The sequence below is a fragment of the Enterobacter sp. JBIWA005 genome (assembly GCF_019968805.1).
GTDB lineage: Bacteria > Pseudomonadota > Gammaproteobacteria > Enterobacterales > Enterobacteriaceae > Enterobacter > Enterobacter vonholyi.
Map to the genome: position 1 here is coordinate 1323930 of NZ_CP074159.1, position 23606 is coordinate 1347535.

The 23606-nt window shown below is 54.9% G+C and carries 23 protein-coding genes; 22 read left to right on the top strand and 1 reads right to left on the bottom strand.

What is annotated here, in order from left to right; genetic code table 11:
* Positions 1-9: 9 nt before the first annotated feature.
* From pxpB to nei, 4 genes are read left to right on the top strand one after another with little or no spacing between them, the layout of a single operon-like run.
* Entirely contained in the window at positions 10-666 is a 657-nt protein-coding gene (pxpB, locus tag KGP22_RS06235) for a 5-oxoprolinase subunit PxpB (protein WP_223581615.1), read from the top strand.
* Positions 660-1592 carry a 5-oxoprolinase subunit PxpC gene (gene pxpC / locus KGP22_RS06240; RefSeq protein ID WP_111964371.1) on the top strand — a complete coding sequence of 311 codons (933 nt, stop codon included), beginning with the start codon at positions 660-662 and terminating at the stop codon, positions 1590-1592. Before pxpB ends, pxpC begins: the two co-directional genes overlap by 7 nt.
* Positions 1579-2319, top strand: a complete 741-nt coding sequence (gene pxpA / locus KGP22_RS06245) for a 5-oxoprolinase subunit PxpA (protein ID WP_223581617.1) — start codon at positions 1579-1581, stop codon at positions 2317-2319. The genes pxpC and pxpA overlap by 14 nt, the downstream gene beginning before the upstream one ends.
* 18 nt (positions 2320-2337) lie before the next feature.
* Positions 2338-3129, top strand: a complete 792-nt coding sequence (gene nei / locus KGP22_RS06250) for an endonuclease VIII (RefSeq protein ID WP_223581620.1) — start codon at positions 2338-2340, stop codon at positions 3127-3129.
* Positions 3130-3227: 98 nt separating this feature from the next.
* Here nei and KGP22_RS06255 read toward each other — a convergent pair whose 3' ends face one another.
* Positions 3228-4511 (bottom strand): citrate synthase, encoded by a 1284-nt coding sequence (locus KGP22_RS06255; protein WP_045909567.1) that lies wholly within the window; start codon positions 4509-4511, stop codon positions 3228-3230.
* A gap of 639 nt (positions 4512-5150) precedes the next feature.
* Here KGP22_RS06255 and sdhC point away from each other — a divergent pair.
* The 18 genes from sdhC to pal all read left to right on the top strand — a co-directional run bounded on the left by sdhC (position 5151) and on the right by pal (position 23604).
* The gene (gene sdhC / locus KGP22_RS06260; RefSeq protein ID WP_020684965.1) at positions 5151-5555 is read left to right on the top strand and encodes a succinate dehydrogenase cytochrome b556 subunit; all 405 of its coding nucleotides are present in this window, start codon (positions 5151-5153) and stop codon (positions 5553-5555) included.
* On the top strand, positions 5549-5896 hold the full coding sequence (gene sdhD / locus KGP22_RS06265) for a succinate dehydrogenase membrane anchor subunit (protein ID WP_008501088.1): 348 nt from the start codon (positions 5549-5551) through the stop codon (positions 5894-5896). The genes sdhC and sdhD overlap by 7 nt, the downstream gene beginning before the upstream one ends.
* Positions 5896-7662, top strand: a complete 1767-nt coding sequence (gene sdhA, locus KGP22_RS06270) for a succinate dehydrogenase flavoprotein subunit (RefSeq protein ID WP_223581622.1) — start codon at positions 5896-5898, stop codon at positions 7660-7662. The genes sdhD and sdhA overlap by 1 nt, the downstream gene beginning before the upstream one ends.
* 15 nt (positions 7663-7677) lie before the next feature.
* Entirely contained in the window at positions 7678-8394 is a 717-nt protein-coding gene (gene sdhB / locus KGP22_RS06275) for a succinate dehydrogenase iron-sulfur subunit SdhB (RefSeq protein ID WP_008501090.1), read from the top strand.
* 219 nt (positions 8395-8613) lie between these two features.
* Entirely contained in the window at positions 8614-11421 is a 2808-nt protein-coding gene (gene sucA, locus KGP22_RS06280) for a 2-oxoglutarate dehydrogenase E1 component (RefSeq protein ID WP_115874512.1), read from the top strand.
* 14 nt (positions 11422-11435) lie between these two features.
* Positions 11436-12656, top strand: a complete 1221-nt coding sequence (gene odhB / locus KGP22_RS06285) for a 2-oxoglutarate dehydrogenase complex dihydrolipoyllysine-residue succinyltransferase (RefSeq protein WP_008501093.1) — start codon at positions 11436-11438, stop codon at positions 12654-12656.
* A gap of 83 nt (positions 12657-12739) precedes the next feature.
* A complete protein-coding gene (sucC, locus tag KGP22_RS06290) occupies positions 12740-13906 on the top strand; it encodes an ADP-forming succinate--CoA ligase subunit beta (RefSeq protein ID WP_006809579.1) in 1167 nt (388 codons plus the stop codon).
* The gene (gene sucD, locus KGP22_RS06295) at positions 13906-14775 is read left to right on the top strand and encodes a succinate--CoA ligase subunit alpha (protein ID WP_008501094.1); all 870 of its coding nucleotides are present in this window, start codon (positions 13906-13908) and stop codon (positions 14773-14775) included. Before sucC ends, sucD begins: the two co-directional genes overlap by 1 nt.
* A 732-nt stretch (positions 14776-15507) precedes the next feature.
* Positions 15508-17076 (top strand): cytochrome ubiquinol oxidase subunit I, encoded by a 1569-nt coding sequence (gene cydA / locus KGP22_RS06300; RefSeq protein ID WP_223582403.1) that lies wholly within the window; start codon positions 15508-15510, stop codon positions 17074-17076.
* Between the two features lie 15 nt (positions 17077-17091).
* On the top strand, positions 17092-18231 hold the full coding sequence (gene cydB, locus KGP22_RS06305; protein WP_048226125.1) for a cytochrome d ubiquinol oxidase subunit II: 1140 nt from the start codon (positions 17092-17094) through the stop codon (positions 18229-18231).
* A 14-nt stretch (positions 18232-18245) separates the two neighbouring features.
* Positions 18246-18359 (top strand): cytochrome bd-I oxidase subunit CydX, encoded by a 114-nt coding sequence (cydX, locus tag KGP22_RS06310; RefSeq protein ID WP_003858598.1) that lies wholly within the window; start codon positions 18246-18248, stop codon positions 18357-18359.
* Positions 18359-18649: a cyd operon protein YbgE gene (gene ybgE / locus KGP22_RS06315; protein ID WP_014831116.1), complete on the top strand. Its 291-nt coding sequence runs from the start codon at positions 18359-18361 to the stop codon at positions 18647-18649. Before cydX ends, ybgE begins: the two co-directional genes overlap by 1 nt.
* Positions 18650-18797: 148 nt before the next feature.
* Positions 18798-19202, top strand: coding sequence for a tol-pal system-associated acyl-CoA thioesterase (gene ybgC, locus KGP22_RS06320; RefSeq protein WP_003858593.1), 405 nt, complete (start codon positions 18798-18800; stop codon positions 19200-19202).
* A complete protein-coding gene (gene tolQ, locus KGP22_RS06325; protein WP_008501101.1) occupies positions 19199-19891 on the top strand; it encodes a Tol-Pal system protein TolQ in 693 nt (230 codons plus the stop codon). Before ybgC ends, tolQ begins: the two co-directional genes overlap by 4 nt.
* A 3-nt stretch (positions 19892-19894) precedes the next feature.
* The gene (gene tolR / locus KGP22_RS06330; protein ID WP_003858589.1) at positions 19895-20323 is read left to right on the top strand and encodes a colicin uptake protein TolR; all 429 of its coding nucleotides are present in this window, start codon (positions 19895-19897) and stop codon (positions 20321-20323) included.
* A 28-nt stretch (positions 20324-20351) separates the two neighbouring features.
* Positions 20352-21620, top strand: a complete 1269-nt coding sequence (gene tolA / locus KGP22_RS06335; protein WP_223581631.1) for a cell envelope integrity protein TolA — start codon at positions 20352-20354, stop codon at positions 21618-21620.
* 134 nt (positions 21621-21754) lie between these two features.
* Positions 21755-23047, top strand: coding sequence for a Tol-Pal system beta propeller repeat protein TolB (gene tolB / locus KGP22_RS06340; RefSeq protein ID WP_008501103.1), 1293 nt, complete (start codon positions 21755-21757; stop codon positions 23045-23047).
* A 35-nt stretch (positions 23048-23082) separates the two neighbouring features.
* Complete coding sequence (pal, locus tag KGP22_RS06345; protein WP_003858578.1) at positions 23083-23604, top strand: peptidoglycan-associated lipoprotein Pal; 522 nt, start codon at positions 23083-23085, stop codon at positions 23602-23604.
* Positions 23605-23606 lie beyond the last annotated feature (2 nt).

Here is a 23606-nt window from a genome sequence, read left to right on the forward strand (position 1 = left end):
GGTGCCTGAGTGCAGCGAGCGCGTTGTTATCTTCTGGGAGAAACTGCAGTGGTTCTGGAACTCGAGCCGCCGGTGACCCTTGCCACGCAAAAGCGTATCTGGCGGCTAACCCAGCGTCTGGTCGAACTGCCGGACGTGGTTGAAGCCATTCCGGGGATGAATAACATCACGGTGGTGCTGCGTAGTCCGCATACGCTGGCGCTGGATGCCATTGAACGTTTACAGCGCTGGTGGGAAGAGAGCGAGGCGCTGGAGCCGGAATCGCGTGCTATTGAGATCCCGGTCGTTTATGGCGGTACGGGGGGACCGGATCTTGGTGTGGTCGCAGACCACTGCGGACTCACGGAAAAGCAGGTTGTTGAGTTGCACAGTTCGGTTGACTACGTCGTCTGGTTCCTGGGATTCCAGCCCGGATTCCCGTATCTGGGGGGATTATCTCCCCGGTTGCATACGCCGCGCCGCGCTGAGCCGCGCCTGAGCGTACCGGCGGGGACGGTCGCGATTGGTGGCGAGCAGACCGGCGTTTATCCGCTGACATCGCCCGGTGGATGGCAGCTTATCGGGCATACCGCCACCCCGTTATTTGAACCCGGGCTGGAGACGCCGATACTCCTGCGGCCCGGCGACACCCTTCGCTTTATCCCGCAGAAGGAGGGGGTATGTTAACGCTTATTCGCGCCGGGCTTTACACCTCCGTACAGGATGCCGGGCGCTTTGGCATGCGTCAGTCCGGCGTGAGCTATTGTGGTGCGCTGGACCGTCCAGCGCTGGAGATCGCTAACGTGCTGGTGGGCAACCCCGGCAGCACGGCGGCGCTCGAAATTACGCTCGGCCAGTGTGTCATTGAGTTTGGTCAGGAGACCTGGTTCGCGCTCACCGGCGCAGGCTGTGATGCCACGCTGGACGGCAAAGCGGTGTGGACCGGCTGGCGTCTGCGGGCTAAAGCCGGACAGCGTCTGACCTTAAAGCGTCCTCTGCACGGCGTGCGTAGCTATCTTGCGGTGGCTGGCGGCATTGATGTGCCTGACGTGCTGGGCTCATCCAGTACCGATCAGAAAGCCGGGATTGGCGGTCACGAAGGACGGTTATTGCGCGACGGCGATCGCCTGGCGATTAAGCCCTCTTCGCGTCACTTCTCGACGGCTCAGGGGGTAAAACAACTCCTCTGGGGAAACCAGATCCGCGCCTTACCGGGGCCGGAATATCATGAGTTCGACGAGGCCTCAAAAGAGTCCTTCTGGCGCTCGCCGTGGAAGCTCAGTCCGCAGAGTAACCGTATGGGTTATCGTCTGCAGGGGCAGCCGCTGATCCGGACGACCGACAGAGAACTGCTCTCCCACGGTTTACTGCCAGGGGTTATTCAGGTTCCGGGCAACGGGCAACCGATCGTCTTAATGAACGACGCGCAGACGACGGGAGGCTACCCGCGAATTGCCTGCATCATTGAAGCCGATCGCTACCATCTGGCGCAAATTCCCCTCGGACAGCCGATTCACTTCGTTCAATGTTCGCTGGAGGAGGCGCTAAAGGCGCGGCAGGATCAGCAGCGCTATCTCGAACAGCTGGCGTGGAGGCTCGATGGTAAAGATTGATTTAAACGCCGATCTGGGCGAGGGCGGCAGCGCCGATGCGGCGCTGATGACGCTGGTCTCCTCGGTCAATATCGCCTGCGGCTTTCACGCGGGCGATGCGCAAACCATGCTGGAGAGCGTGCGTAACGCCATCAAAAACGGCGTCGCGATAGGCGCACATCCGAGCTTCCCTGACCGGGAAAACTTTGGCCGCACCGCGATGGACCTGCCGCCTGAAACGGTCTACGCACAGGTGCTCTACCAGATCGGCGCGCTGGAGGCGATGGTGCGCGCTGAGAACGGTGTGCTGCGCCACGTGAAGCCGCACGGCATGCTCTATAACCAGGCGGCAAAAGATCCGGCGCTGGCGGACGCTATAGCCCGTGCGGTGCGGGACTCTAATCCGCAGCTGATTCTGATCGGCCTGGCGGGCAGCGAGCTTATTCGTGCCGGAGAACGGCTGGGGCTGACCACACGGCAGGAGGTGTTTGCCGATCGGGGATACATGCCGGACGGCAGTCTGGTTCCGCGCACGCAAGCCGGTGCGCTGATTATCGATGAAGCGAAAGCGCTGGCCCAGACGCTGGAGATGGTGCGCTACGGGCGAGTGACCGCCGTGGATGGCACAACGGCGCACGTTCAGGCTGATACGGTATGTTTACACGGCGACGGCGAGCATGCGCTCCAGTTCGCGCGCCGCCTGCGGGCCGCGTTCGCTGAAGAGGGCATTCTTGTCAGCGCAGATTAATCATAAAAGGACAGAAAAATGCCAGAAGGCCCGGAGATCCGCCGCGCGGCGGATAGCCTCGAGGCGGCGATAAAGGGCAAACCGCTGACGGAGGCCTGGTTTGCTTTTCCTCAACTGAAACCGTTTGAATCACAGCTGGTGGGGCAGTCGGTAACGCATATTGAAACGCGCGGCAAAGCATTGCTCACGCATTTTTCCCATAACCTGACGTTATACAGCCATAACCAGCTTTACGGCGTCTGGCGCGTGGTGGAGGCGGGTGAACAGCCGCAAACGACCCGCGTGCTGCGCGTCAGGCTGCAAACGGCGGATAAGGCGATCCTGCTCTATAGCGCCTCTGATATCGAAATGTTAACGCCGGAGCAGTTGCTCACGCACCCCTTCTTACAGCGGGTTGGGCCGGACGTGCTGGATATGCCCCTGACGGCGAGCGATGTGAAGGCCCGGCTGTTATCGCCTGCATTCCGCAACCGGCAGTTTTCCGGCCTGTTTCTTGACCAAGCCTTTCTGGCCGGGCTTGGCAACTACCTGCGGGTGGAAATCCTCTGGGAAGTCGGGCTGGCGCCGCAGCATAAAGCCTCTCAGCTGAGCGATGAACAGCTGGAGGCGCTGTCCCACGCGCTGCTGGACATCCCGCGGCTGTCGTACAACACGCGTGGCGTAGTGGATGAAAACAAGCATCACGGGGCGCTGTTCCGCTTTAAGGTGTTTCATCGGGCGGGGAAAAAGTGCGAGCGGTGCGGTGGGATTATCGACAGGATGATGCTCTCTTCAAGACCCTTCTACTGGTGCCCGCACTGCCAGAAATAAAAGTAAAACGGTAACCCTTGGGTTACCGTTTTTAATGTTTCACCCTCTCCCTGTGGGAGAGGTCCGGGGTGAGGGCATCAGGCCGCACCCAACATCTTTTAGCGCTTCAGGTCAGACTTAAAATCACGCTGCTCGTAGCCGGTATACAGTTGACGAGGACGCGCGATCTTCATGCCTTCGCTGTGCATTTCGTTCCAGTGCGCAATCCAGCCTACGGTACGCGCCATGGCGAAGATCACGGTGAACATGGAAGACGGAATGCCCATCGCTTTCAGAATAATGCCAGAGTAGAAATCAACGTTCGGGTAGAGTTTCTTCTCGATGAAGTACGGGTCGTTCAGCGCGATGTGTTCCAGCTCCATCGCCACTTCCAGCAGATCATCTTTGGTGCCCAGCTCTTTCAGCACTTCGTGGCAGGTCTCACGCATCACAGTGGCGCGCGGGTCGTAGTTTTTGTAAACACGGTGACCGAAGCCCATCAGGCGGAAGGAATCATTCTTGTCTTTCGCGCGACGCACGAACTCAGGAATGTGCTCAACGGTGCTGATCTCTTCCAGCATCTTCAGTGCCGCTTCGTTCGCGCCGCCGTGCGCCGGTCCCCACAGGGAGGCGATGCCCGCAGCGATACAGGCGAACGGGTTCGCGCCTGAAGAGCCCGCGGTACGGACGGTAGAGGTAGAGGCGTTCTGTTCGTGGTCAGCGTGCAGGATCAGAATACGGTCCATGGCGCGTTCCAGAACCGGGTTCACTTCGTACTCTTCGCACGGCGTGGAGAACATCATGCGCAGGAAGTTACCCGCGTAGGAGAGGTCGTTGCGCGGATACACAAACGGCTGGCCGATGGAGTATTTGTAGCACATCGCCGCCATGGTAGGCATTTTGGACAGCAGACGGTAAGCGGCGATTTCACGGTGACGCGGGTTATTCACGTCAAGGGAGTCGTGGTAGAACGCTGCCAGCGCACCGGTAATACCGCACATCACCGCCATTGGGTGAGAGTCACGACGGAACGCATGGAACAGACGGGTAATCTGCTCATGGATCATGGTGTGACGGGTCACGGTGGTTTTAAATTCATCGAACTGGGCCTGCGTCGGTTTTTCGCCGTTCAGCAGGATATAGCACACTTCCAGGTAGTTGGATTCGGTGGCTAACTGATCGATAGGGAAGCCGCGATGGAGCAGGATACCTTCGTCACCGTCGATAAAGGTGATTTTGGATTCGCAAGATGCGGTAGAGGTAAATCCAGGGTCAAAGGTGAACATCCCTTTGGAACCCAGCGTACGGATATCAATAACATCCTGACCGAGCGTGCCTTTTAGCACATCCAGTTCAATAGCAGTGTCACCATTTAGGGTGAGCGTTGCCTTTGTATCAGCCATTTACGGTCTCCTTAGCGCCTTATGCTTAAGACTGCGCTTTACCGGATTTGCTTTCAGCTGTTAATCACCGTTACCAGATTGTTATTTGGCTTACCGCTCAGCTCACGAGGACAAACCAGGGTACAGAGCTATGGCGCCTTGCAGGTAAACGAATGAAATATCAGTGAAACAACAGCAAATCAGCGTTTTTGCAGTCCGAATTATTCAAACCTGTATATCACTAATAACTGTCCTGATAACTTCGGTCAATACCATCACACTGTTACATAACTATTTGTCAGGTGAAAGAGAGACCTCATAACTTTTGCGCATTATATGCCTTTTCTGATGACGTTTGTAACAATATTGTTTAACATTTGTCAAATCAGATGATTAAAAATTAAAAAGATGTTGTTATCGTGACCCTGATCACTGTTCCAGAGAAAACCCGACAAACTGTATGTAGGTTAATTGTAATGATTTTGTGAACGGCCTATACTGCCGCCAGGTCTCCGGAACACCCTGCAATCCCGAGCCACCCAGCGTTGTAACGTGTCGTTTAAGCATCTGGAAGCAGTGTTTTGCATGACGCGCAGTTATAGAAAAGGAACGCTGCTTGACCCGCATCGCAGTCCGGAGGAAGGAAACAATAAGAACAGCATGTGGGCGTTATTCATGATAAGAAATGTGAAAAAACAAAGACCTGTCAATCTGGATCTCAAAACGATCCGGTTCCCCGTAACAGCAATAGCGTCCATTCTGCACCGTGTTTCTGGTGTGATTACGTTTGTGGCGGTCGGTATTCTGCTGTGGTTACTGGGCACCAGCCTCTCTTCCCCTGAAGGATTCCTCCAGGCCTCTGCCATCATGAACAGCTTCTTCGTGAAATTCATCATGTGGGGCATTCTGACCGCGCTGGCGTACCACGTCGTTGTGGGTGTTCGCCATATGCTGATGGACTTTGGCTACCTGGAAGAGACTTTCGAAGCCGGGAAACGCTCCGCTAACATTTCATTTGTGATTACTGTCGTGCTTTCACTTCTCGCAGGAGTTCTCGTATGGTAAGCAACGCCTCCGCATTAGGACGCAACGGCGTACATGACTTCATTCTGGTCCGTGCTACCGCCATCGTTCTCACTCTTTACATCATCTATATGATCGGTTTCTTCGCGACCAGCGGCACGCTGACGTGGGAAATCTGGAGTGGGTTCTTCGGATCCGCCTTCACCAAAGTGTTCACCCTGCTGGCCCTGTTCTCTATCCTTATTCATGCATGGATTGGCATGTGGCAGGTGTTGACCGATTACGTTAAACCGCTGGCGATTCGCCTCCCACTGCAGCTGGCCATTGTGGTTGCACTGGTGGTTTACGTTATTTATGGATTCGTTGTGGTGTGGGGTGTGTAATGAAACTGCCAGTCAGAGAATTTGATGCTGTTGTAATTGGTGCCGGTGGCGCAGGTATGCGTGCCGCACTGCAAATTTCCCAGAGCGGCCAAACCTGTGCGCTGCTCTCTAAAGTTTTCCCGACCCGTTCCCATACTGTGTCCGCGCAGGGCGGTATTACCGTTGCGCTGGGTAACTCCCATGAAGATAACTGGGAATGGCACATGTATGACACGGTAAAAGGTTCCGATTACATCGGCGACCAGGATGCCATCGAATATATGTGTAAAACCGGCCCGGAAGCGATTCTGGAGCTGGACCACATGGGTCTGCCGTTCTCCCGTCTGGAAAATGGCACTATCTATCAGCGTCCGTTTGGCGGCCAGTCGAAAAACTTCGGCGGCGAGCAGGCGGCACGCACCGCGGCGGCGGCTGACCGTACCGGTCACGCGCTGCTGCACACCCTGTATCAGCAGAACCTGAAAAACCACACCACCATCTTCTCCGAATGGTATGCGCTGGATCTGGTGAAAAACACCGATGGCGCAATTGTTGGCTGTACCGCGCTGTGCATCGAAACCGGTGAAGTGGTTTACTTCAAAGCGCGCGCTACCGTGCTGGCGACCGGCGGTGCAGGCCGTATCTATCAGTCCACCACCAACGCCCACATCAACACCGGTGACGGTGTCGGTATGGCTATCCGCGCGGGCGTGCCGGTGCAGGATATGGAGATGTGGCAGTTCCACCCAACCGGTATCGCCGGTGCAGGCGTTCTGGTAACAGAAGGCTGCCGCGGTGAAGGTGGCTACCTGCTGAACAAACACGGTGAGCGCTTCATGGAGCGTTATGCCCCGAATGCGAAAGACCTGGCGGGTCGTGACGTGGTGGCGCGTTCCATCATGATCGAAATCCGTGAAGGCCGCGGCTGCGACGGCCCATGGGGTCCGCACGCGAAGCTGAAACTCGACCATCTGGGTAAAGAAGTTCTGGAGTCCCGTCTGCCGGGTATCCTGGAACTGTCCCGCACCTTCGCACACGTCGACCCGGTGAAAGAGCCGATTCCGGTTATCCCAACCTGCCACTACATGATGGGCGGTATTCCGACCAAAGTGACCGGTCAGGCGCTGACCGTGAACGAGCAGGGCGAAGACGTGGTCATTCCTGGCCTGTTCGCGGTGGGCGAAATCGCCTGCGTATCCGTACACGGTGCAAACCGTCTGGGCGGCAACTCCCTGCTGGATCTGGTGGTGTTTGGTCGCGCAGTGGGTCTGCATCTGCAGGAATCCATTGCCGAGCAGGGTGCGCTGCGTGACGCAACCGACGACGAAATTGATGCCTCTCTTGAGCGCCTCAACCGCTGGAACGGCAACCGTAACGGCGAAGATCCGGTGGAAATCCGTAAAGCGCTGCAGGAATGTATGCAGCACAACTTCTCGGTATTCCGTGAAGGCGACGCGATGGCCAAAGGTCTTGAGCAGCTGAAAGCGATCCGCGAGCGTCTGAAAAATGCCCGTCTGGATGACACTTCCAGCGAGTTTAACACCCAGCGCGTTGAGTGCCTGGAGCTGGATAACCTGATGGAAACCGCGTTCGCGACCGCGATGTCGGCAAACTTCCGTACCGAAAGCCGTGGCGCCCATAGCCGCTTCGACTTCCCGGAGCGTGATGACGAAAACTGGCTGTGTCATTCCCTGTATCTGCCAGAGTCGGAAACCATGACGCGTCGTAGCGTCAACATGGAACCGAAACTGCGTCCGGCGTTCCCGCCGAAGATTCGTACTTACTAATGCGGAGACAGGATAATGAAACTCGAATTCTCAGTTTATCGTTATAACCCGGATGTTGATGACGCTCCGCGCATGCAGGACTACACCCTGGAAGCGGAAGAAGGTCGCGACATGATGCTGCTGGATGCCTTAATCCAGCTGAAAGAAAAAGATCCAACCCTGTCGTTCCGCCGCTCCTGCCGTGAAGGGGTTTGTGGCTCTGACGGTGTGAACATGAACGGCAAAAATGGCCTGGCCTGCATCACGCCAATATCAGCGTTGCAGCGTCCTGGTCAGAAAATTGTTATCCGTCCTCTGCCAGGCCTGCCGGTCGTGCGTGATTTGGTGGTAGACATGGGGCAATTCTATGCACAATATGAGAAGATTAAGCCTTACTTATTGAATAATGGGCAAAATCCACCGGCTCGCGAGCACTTACAGTCTCCTGAGCAGCGTGAAAAACTCGACGGTTTGTACGAGTGTATTCTCTGCGCATGCTGTTCTACGTCCTGCCCGTCGTTCTGGTGGAACCCGGACAAGTTTATCGGTCCGGCCGGTCTGCTGGCTGCCTATCGCTTCCTGATCGACAGCCGCGACACCGAAACCGACAGCCGTCTGGAAGGACTGAGTGACGCTTTCAGCGTATTCCGCTGCCATAGCATCATGAACTGCGTCAGTGTGTGTCCGAAGGGGCTAAACCCGACGCGCGCCATCGGCCATATTAAGTCGATGCTGCTGCAGCGCAGTGCGTAAGTAGTAAGAGGGGAGTGCTGTTCCCCTCACCTTAACCCTCTCCCACAGGGAGAGGGCATAGATTGCAGAAACCTTTAAAAACTGCCCTGAAGTCTAGACAGTTTCTAAAGGTTCCTTCGCGGGCCACAAAGAGCTCGCAGGTGAACCCCGGCACGTACACGTGGTGTGCGTGGTAGTTTCTACGGCGAAAGTAAGCATAAAAATGCTTAAGGGATCACGATGCAGAACGGCGCAATGAAAGCCTGGCTGGACTCTTCTTACCTCTCTGGTGCCAACCAGAGCTGGATAGAACAGCTCTATGAAGACTTCTTAACCGATCCTGACTCAGTGGACGCAAACTGGCGTTCCATGTTCCAGCAGTTGCCTGGTACAGGGGTCAAACCGGATCAATTCCATTCCAAAACACGTGATTATTTCCGTCGTCTGGCGAAGGATGCCTCACGTTACTCTTCTGCGATTTCCGACCCTGACACCAATGCGAAGCAGGTTAAAGTCCTGCAGCTTATCAACGCTTATCGCTTCCGTGGTCACCAGCATGCGAATCTCGATCCGCTGGGACTGTGGAAACAAGACCGTGTGGCCGATCTCGATCCGGCGTATCACGATCTGACCGAGGCCGATTTCCAGGAAAGCTTTAACGTAGGTTCCTTTGCCATCGGCAAAGACACGATGAAGCTGGGCGATCTGATTGACGCGCTCAAGCAAACCTACTGCGGCTCCATCGGCGCGGAATACATGCACATTACCTCTACCGAAGAGAAGCGCTGGATCCAGCAGCGCATCGAATCCGTAGCGGGCCACGCGACCTTCTCGGCTGACGAGAAAAAACGCTTCCTCAGCGAACTGACCGCAGCGGAAGGCCTTGAGCGCTATCTGGGCGCGAAGTTCCCGGGCGCAAAACGCTTCTCGCTGGAAGGCGGTGACGCCCTGGTGCCGATGCTGAAAGAGCTGATTCGTCATGCAGGCAAGAGCGGCACCCGTGAAGTTGTGCTGGGCATGGCGCACCGTGGTCGTCTGAACGTGCTGGTCAACGTGCTGGGTAAAAAACCGCAGGACCTGTTCGACGAATTCGCGGGCAAACATAAAGAACACCTCGGCACCGGCGACGTGAAGTACCACATGGGCTTCTCGTCTGATATCGAAACCGAAGGTGGTCTGGTTCACCTGGCGCTGGCGTTTAACCCGTCACACCTGGAAATCGTCAGCCCGGTGGTTATCGGTTCCGTGCGCGCGCGTCTGGATCGTCTGGACGAGCCGAGCAGCAACAAAGTTCTGCCAATCACCATCCACGGTGATGCGGCGGTAACAGGGCAGGGCGTGGTTCAGGAAACCCTGAACATGTCGAAAGCGCGTGGTTATGAAGTGGGCGGTACCGTTCGCATCGTGATCAACAACCAGGTGGGCTTCACCACCTCTAACCCGCTGGACGCGCGTTCTACCCCGTACTGCACCGACATCGGTAAGATGGTGCAGGCGCCGATCTTCCACGTTAACGCGGATGACCCGGAAGCCGTGGCTTTCGTTACCCGTCTGGCGCTGGACTTCCGTAATACCTTCAAACGCGATGTGTTCATTGACCTCTTCTGCTACCGCCGTCACGGCCACAACGAAGCGGATGAGCCAAGTGCAACCCAGCCGCTGATGTATCAGAAAATCAAAAAACACCCGACTCCGCGCAAAATCTATGCTGACAAGCTGGAAGGCGACAAAGTGGCGACGCTGGAAGATGCGACCGAAATGGTCAACCTCTACCGCGACGCGCTGGATGCGGGCGAATGCGTAGTGAAAGAACTGCGTCCGATGAACATGCACTCCTTTACCTGGTCGCCATACCTCAACCACGAGTGGGATGAGAGCTACCCGAATAAGGTTGAGATGAAGCGCCTGCAGGAGCTGGCTAAACGCATCAGCACCGTGCCGGACGCTATCGAGATGCAGTCGCGCGTGGCGAAAATTTATGCTGACCGTCAGTCCATGGCGGCAGGCGAGAAGCTCTTCGACTGGGGCGGTGCGGAAACGCTGGCCTACGCAACGCTGGTTGACGAAGGCATTCCTGTTCGTCTGTCCGGTGAAGATGCGGGCCGTGGAACCTTCTTCCACCGTCACGCGGTTGTTCACAACCAGTCCAACGGTTCAACCTACACCCCGCTGCAGCACGTGCACAACGGTCAGGGCCAGTTCAAGGTCTGGGACTCCGTGCTGTCTGAAGAAGCGGTTCTGGCCTTCGAATACGGTTATGCCACCGCTGAACCACGAACCCTGACCATCTGGGAAGCGCAGTTCGGTGACTTCGCTAACGGTGCGCAGGTGGTTATCGACCAGTTCATCTCCTCCGGCGAGCAGAAGTGGGGCCGTATGTGTGGCCTGGTAATGCTGCTGCCGCACGGTTATGAAGGTCAGGGTCCGGAGCACTCTTCCGCGCGTCTGGAACGTTATCTGCAGCTCTGCGCCGAGCAGAACATGCAGGTCTGTGTACCGTCTACTCCGGCTCAGGTGTACCACATGCTGCGTCGTCAGGCGCTGCGCGGTATGCGTCGTCCGCTGGTGGTGATGTCGCCGAAGTCCCTGCTGCGTCACCCGCTGGCGGTGTCGAGCCTGGATGAGCTGGCAAATGGCACCTTCCTGCCGGCCATCGGTGAAATTGACGAGCTGGATCCGCAGGCCGTGAAGCGTGTGGTGATGTGTTCTGGTAAGGTTTATTACGACCTGCTGGAACAGCGCCGTAAGAACGATCAGAAAGATGTCGCCATCGTGCGTATCGAACAGCTTTATCCGTTCCCGCACCAGGCGGTGCAGGAAGCGCTGAAACCGTACGCTCACGTTCATGATTTTGTCTGGTGCCAGGAAGAGCCGCTTAACCAGGGCGCATGGTACTGCAGCCAGCATCATTTCCGTGAAGTGATTCCATTTGGGTCAGCCCTGCGCTATGCAGGTCGCCCGGCCTCCGCCTCTCCGGCGGTAGGGTATATGTCCGTTCACCAGAAGCAGCAACAAGATCTGGTCAATGACGCGCTGAACGTCGATTAATTAAAGGATACATAATGAGTAGCGTAGATATTCTTGTTCCCGACCTGCCTGAATCCGTAGCAGATGCGACCGTCGCTACCTGGCACAAAAAACCAGGCGATGCCGTTAAGCGCGATGAAGTGCTGGTAGAAATCGAAACTGACAAAGTGGTACTGGAAGTACCGGCTTCGGCGGATGGCGTTCTGGACGCGGTGCTGGAAGATGAAGGTACTACCGTCACGTCTCGTCAGATCCTGGGTCGCCTGCGTGAAGGCAACAGCGCGGGCAAAGAGTCCAGCGCAAAATCTGAAGAGAAAGCCTCTACGCCGGCTCAGCGCCAGCAGGCGTCTCTGGAAGAACAGTCTAACGACGCCCTCAGCCCGGCGATCCGTCGCCTGCTGGCGGAACACAGCCTCGACCCGGCAGCCATTAAAGGCACCGGTGTGGGCGGTCGTCTGACCCGTGAAGACATCGACAAGCATCTGGCGAAAGCGCCTGCTCAGGCCGAAGCGAAAGCTCCTGCGGCGGCGCCAGCAGCTCAGCCTGCGCTGGGTGCCCGCAGCGAAAAACGCGTGCCGATGACCCGCCTGCGTAAGCGCGTTGCCGAGCGTCTGCTGGAAGCGAAAAACTCTACCGCGATGCTGACCACCTTCAACGAAGTGAACATGAAGCCAATCATGGACCTGCGCAAGCAGTACGGTGACGCGTTTGAAAAACGTCACGGTATCCGTCTGGGCTTTATGTCCTTCTACGTGAAGGCGGTGGTTGAAGCGCTGAAACGCTATCCGGAAGTGAACGCGTCCATCGATGGCGATGACGTGGTTTACCACAACTATTTCGACGTCAGCATGGCGGTTTCTACTCCACGCGGCCTGGTAACGCCGGTTCTGCGTGATGTGGATACCCTGGGTATGGCTGACATCGAGAAGAACATTAAAGAGCTGGCCGTGAAAGGCCGCGACGGCAAGCTGACCGTAGACGACCTGACCGGCGGTAACTTCACCATTACCAACGGCGGCGTATTCGGCTCGCTGATGTCTACCCCGATCATTAACCCGCCGCAGAGCGCGATCCTGGGTATGCATGCCATCAAAGATCGCCCTATGGCGGTAGACGGTAAAGTTGAGATCCTGCCAATGATGTACCTGGCGCTCTCTTACGATCACCGCCTGATCGACGGCCGCGAGTCCGTGGGCTTCCTGGTTGCGATTAAAGAGCTGCTGGAAGATCCAACCCGTCTGCTGCTGGACGTCTAGTTTTGCAGTCTTGCCCGGCGGCGTATGGCTGCCGGGCCAATAAAAGCACGACCTAACGATTACCTGAAGGATGGATAGAACACATGAACTTACATGAATATCAGGCCAAACAGCTGTTTGCCCGGTATGGCTTACCGGCTCCGGTGGGTTATGCCTGTACTACCCCGCGTGAAGCAGAAGAAGCCGCATCTAAAATCGGTTCCGGCCCTTGGGTAGTTAAGTGTCAGGTTCACGCTGGTGGCCGTGGTAAAGCGGGCGGTGTGAAGGTTGTTAAGAGCAAAGAAGAGATTCGTGCGTTTGCTGAACATTGGCTCGGCAAGCGTCTGGTAACGTACCAGACAGATGCGAACGGCCAGCCGGTTAACCAGATCCTGGTGGAAGCGGCGACCGATATCGCGAAAGAACTTTATCTGGGCGCGGTTGTTGACCGTAGCTCCCGTCGCGTGGTGTTCATGGCGTCTACCGAAGGCGGCGTGGAAATCGAAAAAGTGGCGGAAGAAACCCCGCACCTGATCCACAAAGTGGCTATCGATCCGCTGGCAGGCCCAATGCCTTACCAGGGTCGCGAGCTGGCGTTCAAGCTGGGCCTGGAAGGTAAACTGGTTCAGCAGTTCACCAAGATCTTCATGGGTCTGGCAACTATCTTCCTGGAGCGCGATCTGGCGCTGATCGAGATCAACCCACTGGTGATCACCACCCAGGGCGATCTGATCTGCCTCGACGGCAAGCTGGGCGCTGACGGCAACGCGCTGTTCCGCCAGCCGGATCTGCGCGAAATGCGCGACCAGTCTCAGGAAGACCCGCGTGAAGCACAGGCTGCGCAGTGGGAACTGAACTACGTGGCGCTGGACGGCAACATCGGCTGCATGGTTAACGGTGCGGGCCTGGCAATGGGCACCATGGACATCGTTAAGCTGCACGGCGGTGAGCCAGCAAACTTCCTCGACGTAGGCGGTGGCGCAACCAAAGAGCGCGTAACCGAAGCGTTCAAAATCATTCTCTCTGACGACAACGTGAAGGCCGTTCTGGTTAACATCTTCGGCGGCATCGTACGTTGCGACCTGATCGCCGACGGTATCATCGGTGCGGTAGAAGAAGTGGGTGTTAACGTTCCGGTGGTTGTGCGTCTGGAAGGTAACAACGCTGAACTCGGCGCGAAAAAACTGGCTGACAGCGGCCTGAATATTATTGCAGCGAAAAGTCTGACGGATGCAGCTCAGCAGGTTGTTGCCGCAGTGGAGGGGAAATAATGTCAGTTTTAATTAATAAAGATACCAAGGTTATCTGCCAGGGCTTCACCGGTAGCCAGGGGACTTTCCACTCCGAACAGGCAATTGCCTACGGTACGCAGATGGTTGGCGGTGTTACGCCAGGTAAAGGCGGCACCACCCACCTGGGCCTGCCTGTGTTTAACACCGTGCGTGAAGCCGTAGAAGCGACGGGCGCCACCGCGACCGTGATCTACGTTCCGGCACCGTTCTGCAAAGACTCTATTCTGGAAGCGATCGACGCAGGCATCAAACTGATCATCACCATCACCGAAGGCATCCCGACGCTGGATATGCTGACCGTGAAGGTGAAGCTGGATGAAGCTGGCGTGCGTATGATTGGCCCGAACTGCCCAGGCGTTATCACCCCGGGCGAATGCAAAATCGGCATCATGCCGGGCCACATTCACAAACCGGGTAAAGTGGGCATCGTGTCCCGTTCCGGTACCCTGACCTATGAAGCGGTTAAGCAGACCACCGACTACGGTTTCGGCCAGTCCACCTGCGTGGGCATCGGCGGTGACCCGATCCCGGGCTCTAACTTCATCGACATCCTGAAGCTGTTCCAGGAAGATCCACAGACCGAAGCGATCGTGATGATCGGTGAGATCGGTGGTAGCGCGGAAGAAGAAGCGGCTGCTTACATCAAAGAACACGTGACCAAGCCAGTTGTGGGCTACATCGCGGGTGTGACTGCGCCGAAAGGCAAGCGTATGGGTCACGCAGGCGCGATCATCGCCGGTGGTAAGGGTACGGCTGATGAGAAATTCGCAGCGCTGGAAGCCGCAGGCGTGAAAACCGTTCGCAGCCTGGCGGATATCGGCGAAGCACTGAAATCCATCATTAAGTAAGTCCTCTCTGCTCCCCGAAAGGGGGGCGTTGCAGTATAAAAATGTCCGTTTCGACATGGTTGGCCGCTGTAAAGCGGCCTTTTTTATTGCCTGCCGGGCGTCATGCAATAGTCACAATTGGGTGTTAATTAGAGAGGATGTAAAAGTAAAATAATTGTTATTTATTTGCCTTTAAGAGAGCAGATGGAAAAAAATAAAAAACGCACTAAAATTTATGTCCTGAATAAATCAGTCATTAAGCGTAGCTGAGTTAATAAAAATCACTTCTGTTTATATTCATCCGTCGATTCGATAACCTTAATTGTATTTCATATACATATCTTTAACATGGTTTTTACCATGTTCACCACATCAAAACACAATTAACATTAAGAATTGTTTTTGATTTAAATCAATGTTTAATCCTTGGAAAAAGGCGCTGAAAAGCGCTAAATTGTTCCCGATCAAAATGGCCGAAAAGTGGTAATTTTGCTATAAATTGATCGCCGTCGAAAAACGTAAATGTGATTCAATAAAAACCTGTTTATTGTAAGGGTTTTGCAGCGTATTATATTTGCGGGATCAATTTGAGTTTTTTATTAACGTATTTGTAACCTCACGTCATCGTTTTTATCCTCCCTCAGGGTAATAACGACGACAAGGATGCGAATAATTTGTATTGGGGCATGCGTGTGGATCTCTTTCTGACGGGGTCCACTCTCGGAGTCTTCATGCGATGAGCAAGGAGTCATGATGTTAGATATAGTCGAACTGTCGCGCTTACAGTTTGCCTTGACCGCGATGTACCACTTCCTGTTTGTGCCACTGACGCTCGGTATGGCGTTCCTGCTGGCCATTATGGAAACGGTATACGTTCTCTCCGGCAAACAGATTTATAAAGATATGACCAAGTTCTGGGGCAAGTTGTTTGGTATCAACTTCGCACTGGGCGTGGCAACCGGTTTGACCATGGAGTTCCAGTTCGGGACTAACTGGTCTTACTATTCCCACTATGTAGGGGATATCTTCGGTGCGCCGCTGGCCATTGAAGGTCTGATGGCATTCTTCCTCGAATCCACCTTTGTAGGTCTGTTCTTCTTCGGTTGGGATCGTCTGGGTAAAGTCCAGCATATGGCGGTGACATGGCTTGTGGCATTAGGTTCGAACCTGTCCGCGCTGTGGATCCTGGTGGCGAACGGCTGGATGCAGAACCCTATCGCGTCTGATTTCAACTTCGAAACCATGCGTATGGAGATGGTCAGCTTTGCCGAGCTGGTCCTGAACCCGGTTGCTCAGGTTAAATTCGTTCACACCGTCGCTTCTGGCTACGTGTGCGGCGCGATGTTTGTGCTGGGCATCAGTTCTTACTATATGCTGCGCGGTCGTGACTTCGCGTTTGCTAAGCGCTCCTTTGCTATCGCTGCAAGCTTCGGTATGGCTGCAATCCTCTCTGTTATCGTTCTGGGTGATGAATCCGGTTACGAAATGGGTGACGTGCAGAAAACCAAACTGGCTGCCATCGAAGCCGAATGGGAAACCCAGCCGGCGCCTGCTGCCTTTACGCTGTTCGGTATTCCCGATCAGGACGCGCAGGAAAACCGCTTTGCCATTCAGATTCCTTACGCGCTGGGTATCATTGCCACTCGTTCTGTTGATAAGCAGGTGACGGGTCTGAAAGAGCTGATGGTTCAGCACGAAGAGCGTATTCGTAACGGTATGAAAGCCTACTCGCTGCTGGAACAGCTGCGTTCTGGCTCTACAGACCAGACCGTCCGCGACCAGTTTAACGACGTGAAGAAAGATCTGGGTTATGGCCTGCTGCTGAAGCGTTATACCCCGAACGTTTCTGATGCGACGGAAGCGCAGATCCAGATGGCAACCAAAGACTCGATTCCACGCGTTGCGCCTCTGTACTTCGCATTCCGTATCATGGTGGGCTGCGGCATCATCATGCTGCTGATCATTGCGGCGTCCTTCTGGTCTGTGATTCGCAACCGCATCGGTGAGAAAAAATGGCTGCTGCGCACCGCGCTTTACGGTATTCCACTGCCGTGGATCGCAATTGAGTCCGGCTGGTTTGTTGCGGAGTATGGCCGTCAGCCATGGGCGATCGGTGAGGTCCTGCCAACGGCGGTGGCGAACTCGTCCCTGACCGCAGGCGACCTGATCTTCTCCATGCTGCTGATTTGTGGTCTGTACACCCTGTTCCTGGTGGCTGAACTGTTCCTGATGTTCAAGTTCGCGCGCCTTGGCCCAAGCAGCCTGAAAACCGGTCGCTATCACTACGAGCAGTCCACTGCGACTACTCAGCCGGCACGCTAAGACAGGAGTCATCAAATGATCGATTATGAAGTATTGCGTTTTATCTGGTGGCTGCTGGTCGGCGTTCTGCTGATCGGTTTCGCCGTCACGGATGGTTTCGACATGGGGGTGGGGATGCTCACCCGTTTCCTCGGTCGTAATGACACCGAGCGTCGAATCATGATCAACTCCATCGCTCCGCACTGGGACGGTAACCAGGTGTGGCTGATCACCGCAGGCGGCGCGCTGTTCGCTGCCTGGCCGATGGTCTACGCGGCTGCGTTCTCCGGTTTCTATGTGGCGATGATTCTGGTGCTGGCCTCTTTATTCTTCCGTCCGGTCGGTTTCGACTACCGTTCGAAGATTGAAGATACCCGCTGGCGCAACATGTGGGACTGGGGCATCTTCATCGGTAGCTTCGTTCCACCGCTGGTGATCGGCGTGGCGTTTGGTAACCTGCTGCAGGGCGTACCGTTCCACCTGGACGAATACATGCGTCTTTACTACACCGGTAACTTCTTCCAGCTGCTGAATCCGTTTGGTCTGCTGGCCGGCGTAGTGAGCGTGGCGATGATCATTACTCAGGGCGCAACCTATCTGCAGATGCGTACTGTGGGTGAGTTGCACCTGCGTTCTCGCGCGACGGCTCAGGTTGCTGCGCTGGTAACGCTGGTTTGCTTCGCGCTGGCCGGCGTGTGGGTGGTGTACGGCATTGATGGCTACGTGGTGACCTCTGCAATCAACCACACTGCACCGTCTAACCCGCTGACCAAAGAGGTGGCTCGTCAGGCTGGCGCTTGGCTTGTGAACTTCAACAATACCCCTGTGCTGTGGGCGATCCCGGCTCTGGGCGTGCTGTTGCCGCTGCTGACCGTGTTGACGTCTCGTCTGGAGAAAGGCGCTCTGGCGTTCGTGTTCTCATCACTGACCCTGGCGTGCATCATCCTGACGGCGGGTATTGCGATGTTCCCATTTGTCATGCCATCTAGCACCATGCTGAATGCTAGCCTGACCATGTGGGATGCGACATCCAGCCATATGACGCTGAACCTGATGACGTATGTTGCTTGCGTGTTCGTTCCGATTGTTCTGGCTTACACCATCTGGTGTTACTGGAAAATGTTCGGTCGTATCACTAAAGAACATATCGAAAGCAACACCCACTCTATGTACTAAGTAAGGAGCTGAATATGTGGTATTTCGCATGGATTTTAGGGACGCTTCTTGCCTGTGCATTTGGTGTCATCACTGCCCTGGCGCTTGAGCACGTAGAAGCGACCAAAGCGGGTGAAGAAAAACACTGATGAATATTATCGCGACGCTTTACGCGGTAATGGATAAGCGCCCGCTACGGGCGCTTTCTTTAGTGATGGCATTACTGCTGGCAGGTTGTATCTTCTGGGACCCTTCGCGCTTTGCAGCGAAAACCAGCGAGCTTGAAATCTGGCATGGCTTCCTCATTATGTGGGCGGTGTGCGCAGGTGTGATCCACGGCGTGGGCTTTCGTCCGAAGGCCATTCACTGGCAGGGAATTTTTTGCCCGCTAATTGCCGATCTGGTGCTTCTCGCCGGTTTGATTTTCTTCTTCTTCTGAATAAGAAATGTCCGTTAACGTTATGGGCTTACCCGAGCCCATAAAAATTTACTCTCCGTTTACTTTCCCCCATTCCCAACCCTCTTTCCCGCGCGTATAGTAGCGAAGTTTAAAAGCTCTAACTTTTGTTGCATTACCGGGATGTAAAGTGAATACAACGCTGTTTCGATGGCCGGTTCGTGTCTATTACGAAGATACCGATGCCGGTGGTGTGGTTTACCACGCCAGCTACGTTGCTTTTTATGAACGGGCACGCACAGAGATGCTGCGCCATCATCACTTTAGTCAACAGGTTCTGTTGGCTGAGCGAGTTGCCTTCGTGGTACGCAAGATGACGCTTGAGTATTTTGCGCCTGCCAGACTCGACGATATGCTCGAAGTCCAAACTGAAATTACATCAATGCGTGGGACCTCACTGGTTTTCACGCAGCGGATAGTCAACGCAGAGAATACCGTACTGAACTCAGCTGAAGTACTGATTGTTTGTGTTGATCCAACCATAATGAAGCCTCGTGCGCTTCCTAAGTCTATTGTCGCGGAGTTTAAGCAGTGACTGACATGAATATCCTTGATTTGTTCCTGAAGGCAAGCCTTCTGGTTAAACTTATCATGTTGATTTTGATTGGTTTTTCAATCGCATCCTGGGCCATCATTATCCAGAGAACGCGTATCCTCAATGCCGCCGGCCGTGAAGCTGAAGCGTTTGAAGATAAGTTCTGGTCGGGTATTGAGCTTTCTCGTCTGTACCAGGAGAGCCAGGGACGCCGTGAAAACCTGACCGGCTCCGAGCAAATTTTCTATAGCGGTTTCAAAGAGTTTGCTCGTCTGCATCGTGCAAACAATCATGCGCCGGAAGCGGTGGTGGAAGGTGCCTCGCGTGCGATGCGTATCTCTATGAACCGTGAACTGGAAAACCTTGAAACGCACATTCCTTTCCTCGGCACTGTCGGCTCCATCAGCCCGTATATCGGCCTGTTTGGTACCGTGTGGGGGATCATGCACGCCTTTATCGCGCTGGGCGCGGTGAAGCAGGCGACGTTGCAGATGGTTGCACCGGGTATCGCTGAAGCACTGATTGCGACCGCTATCGGTCTGTTTGCGGCAATTCCTGCGGTTATGGCTTACAACCGTCTGAACCAGCGCGTGAACAAACTGGAACTGAACTATGACAACTTTATGGAAGAGTTCACTGCGATTCTGCACCGTCAGGCGTTTACCAGCACCGAGAGCAACAAGGGGTAAACCATGGCCAGATCGCGTGGACGAGGTCGTCGCGAGCTCAAGTCCGAAATCAATATCGTTCCACTGCTGGATGTCCTGCTGGTACTGCTGCTGATCTTCATGGCAACAGCGCCAATCATTACCCAGAGCGTGGAAGTGGATCTGCCGGATGCGACAGAATCACAGGCGGTGAGCACCAATGACGATCCTCCGGTTATCATTGAGGTTTCCGGCGTAGGGCAATACAGCGTCGTAGTAGAGAAAGATCGTATGGATCAGCTGCCGCCTGAGCAGGTTATTGCTGAAGCGCAGCGTCGTCTGGAGTCAAATCCGAAAACGGTCTTCTTAATCGGTGGCGCAAAAGACGTACCCTACGATGAAATTATTAAAGCGCTGAACTTGCTACATAGTGCGGGTGTTAAGTCAGTTGGCTTAATGACCCAACCAATTTGATCATCCGCGTAGTTTTTGGGAACCGATAGTGTCAAAGGCAACCGAACAGAACGACAAGCTTAAGCGAGCGATAATCGTCTCCGCAGTGCTGCACGTGATTCTCTTTGCAGCGCTGATATGGAGTTCGTTCGACGAGCATATTGATGCATCAGCCGGCGGCGGTGGAGGGTCTTCCATTGACGCCGTGATGGTGGATCCCGGTGCGGTAGTACAGAACTATAATCGCGAACAACAGCAGAAGGCGAGTGCCAAACGGGCTGAAGAGCAGCGTGAAAAACAGTCGCAACAGCAGGCGGAAGAGCTGCGTGAAAAGCAGGCCGCAGAGCAGGAGCGTCTGAAGCAGCTTGAGAAGGAACGTTTGCAGGCGCAGGAAGCCGCGAAAGCGCAGGCAGAGCAGCAGAAACAAGCCGAAGAGGCCGCGAAGAAAGCACAGGAACAGCAAAAGCAGGCGGAAGAGGCGGCAGCTAAAGCCGCAGCGGACGCGAAAGCACAGGCTGATGCCCAGGCAAAATTAGCGGCAGAAGCGGCGAAGAAAGCCGCTGCTGATGCTCAGAAGAAAGCTGAAGCGGAAGCCGCGAAGAAAGCCGCTGCTGATGCCCAGAAGAAAGCTGAAGCGGAAGCCGCGAAGAAAGCCGCTGCCGATGCTCAGAAGAAAGCCGAAGCGGAAGCCGCGAAGAAAGCCGCTCAGGAAGCAGAGAAGAAAGCTGCTGCCGAGGCTGCGAAGAAAGCGGCTGCTGCTGAGAAAGCGGCTGCAGAAAAAGCCGCGGCAGAAAAAGCTGCAGCCGCTGAAAAAGCCGCTGCGGACAAAAAAGCTGCAGCTGAGAAGGCCGCTGCCGATAAGAAAGCTGCTGCTGAAAAAGCGGCAGCTAAAAAGGCTGCCGCCGCTGAAAAAGCCGCTGCCGCCGCAGGGGTTGACGATCTGCTGGGCGATTTGAGCTCAGGTAAGAATGCACCGAAAACGGGCGGTGGGGCGAAAGGAAACAACGCAGCGCCGACGGGAAGTGGTAACACTAAGAGTAACGGTGCGACAGGGGCTGAAATCAACGGTTATGCCGCGCAGATTAAATCTGCTATTGAAAGCCGATTCTATGATGCGTCTTCCTATACCGGTAAAACGTGTACGTTGCGTATAAAACTGGCTCCGGACGGCATGCTGCTGGATATCAAGTCTGAAGGTGGCGACCCGGCTTTATGTACTGCGGCCCTGGCTGCAGCGCGTCAGGCGAAGATGCCTAAACCGCCGTCTCAGGCTGTTTACGAAGTCTTCAAAAATGCGCCGCTGGACTTCAAACCTTAAGTTACATTTTCTCCGTGCAAACGGGGAAAAATAGACCAGGTTTAGTCACAGGGTTCTGGTAGTTTTGTCTATTTGAGTTTGTTAACATTCTGCTAAATTATCGTGGGTAAGGTTACCCGGATAAGGGAGATATGATGAAGCAGGCATTACGTGTAGCATTTAGTTTTTTAATGCTGTGGGCAGCAGTACTGCACGCAGAAGTACGTATCGAGATCACCCAGGGGGTGGACTCGGCACGCCCAATCGGGGTTGTTCCGTTCCAGTGGGCCGGTCCTGGCGCTGCACCTGAAGATGCCGGTGGCATCGTGGCGGCTGACCTGCGTAACAGCGGTAAATTCAACCCGTTAGATCGTTCTCGTCTGCCTCAGCAGCCGGGTAGCGCGCAGGAAGTACAGCCTGCAGCATGGTCTGCGCTGGGTATTGATGCCGTGGTTGTGGGGCAGGTTACGCCTAACCCGGACGGCTCTTACAACGTTGCCTGGCAGCTGGTGGATACCGGCGGTGCACCGGGTACCGTTCTGGCACAGAACTCTTACAAGGTCACTAAGCAATACCTGCGCTATGCTGCACATGCTGCCAGCGATGCGGTATTTGAAAAACTGACCGGCATTAAAGGTGCGTTCCGTACCCGTATCGCGTACGTGGTGCAGACCAACGGTGGTCAGTTCCCGTACGAACTGCGCGTATCTGACTACGACGGCTACAACCAGTTCCTGGTGAAACGTTCTTCACAGCCGCTGATGTCTCCAGCCTGGTCTCCGGACGGTTCTAAACTGGCCTATGTAACCTTCGAAAGCGGCCGCTCAGCGCTGGTTATCCAGACGCTGGCAAACGGTGCTGTTCGTCAGGTAGCGTCGTTCCCACGTCACAACGGTGCGCCTTCGTTCTCTCCGGACGGCTCTAAACTGGCCTTTGCGCTGTCAAAAACCGGTAGCCTGAACCTGTACGTGATGGATATTGGCTCTGGTCAGATCCGTCAGGTTACCGACGGTCGCAGCAACAACACTGAACCTTCATGGTTCCCGGACAGCCAAAACCTGGCGTTTACTTCTGACCAGGCCGGCCGTCCACAAATCTATAAAGTCAACATCAACGGCGGTGCTCCGCAGCGTATTACCTGGGAAGGTTCGCAGAACCAGAACTCAGACGTGAGCAGCGACGGTAAATTTATGGTAATGGTGAGCTCCAACGGTGGGCAGCAGCACATTGCCAAACAAGATCTGGTAGCGGGTGGCGTTCAAGTTCTGTCGTCAACGTTCCTGGATGAAACGCCAAGTCTGGCACCTAACGGCACGATGGTAATCTACAGCTCTTCTCAGGGGATGGGATCTGTGCTGAATCTGGTTTCTACAGATGGGCGTTTCAAAGCGCGTATTCCGGCAACTGATGGACAGGTAAAATCACCTGCCTGGTCGCCGTATCTGTAAATAATAATTAATTGATTACTAAAGGAATCATAGAAATGCAACTGAACAAAGTGCTGAAGGGGCTGATGATCGCTCTGCCTGTAATGGCAATCGCAGCGTGTTCTTCTAACAAGAACGCCAGCAATGACCAGAGCGGCGAAGGCATGATGGGTGCCGGCACCGGTATGGACGCGAACGGCAATGGCAACATGTCTTCTGAAGAGCAAGCGCGTCTTCAGATGCAGCAGCTGCAGCAGAACAACATCGTTTACTTCGATCTGGATAAATACGACATCCGTTCTGACTTCGCTGCGATGCTGGATGCGCACGCTAACTTCCTGCGTAGCAACCCATCTTACAAAGTCACCGTAGAAGGTCACGCGGACGAACGTGGTACCCCAGAGTACAACATCTCCCTGGGTGAACGTCGTGCTAACGCTGTTAAAATGTACCTGCAGGGTAAAGGCGTTTCTGCTGACCAGATCTCCATCGTTTCTTACGGTAAAGAAAAACCTGCAGTACTGGGTCACGACGAAGCGGCTTACTCCAAAAACCGTCGTGCCGTACTGGTTTACTAAGA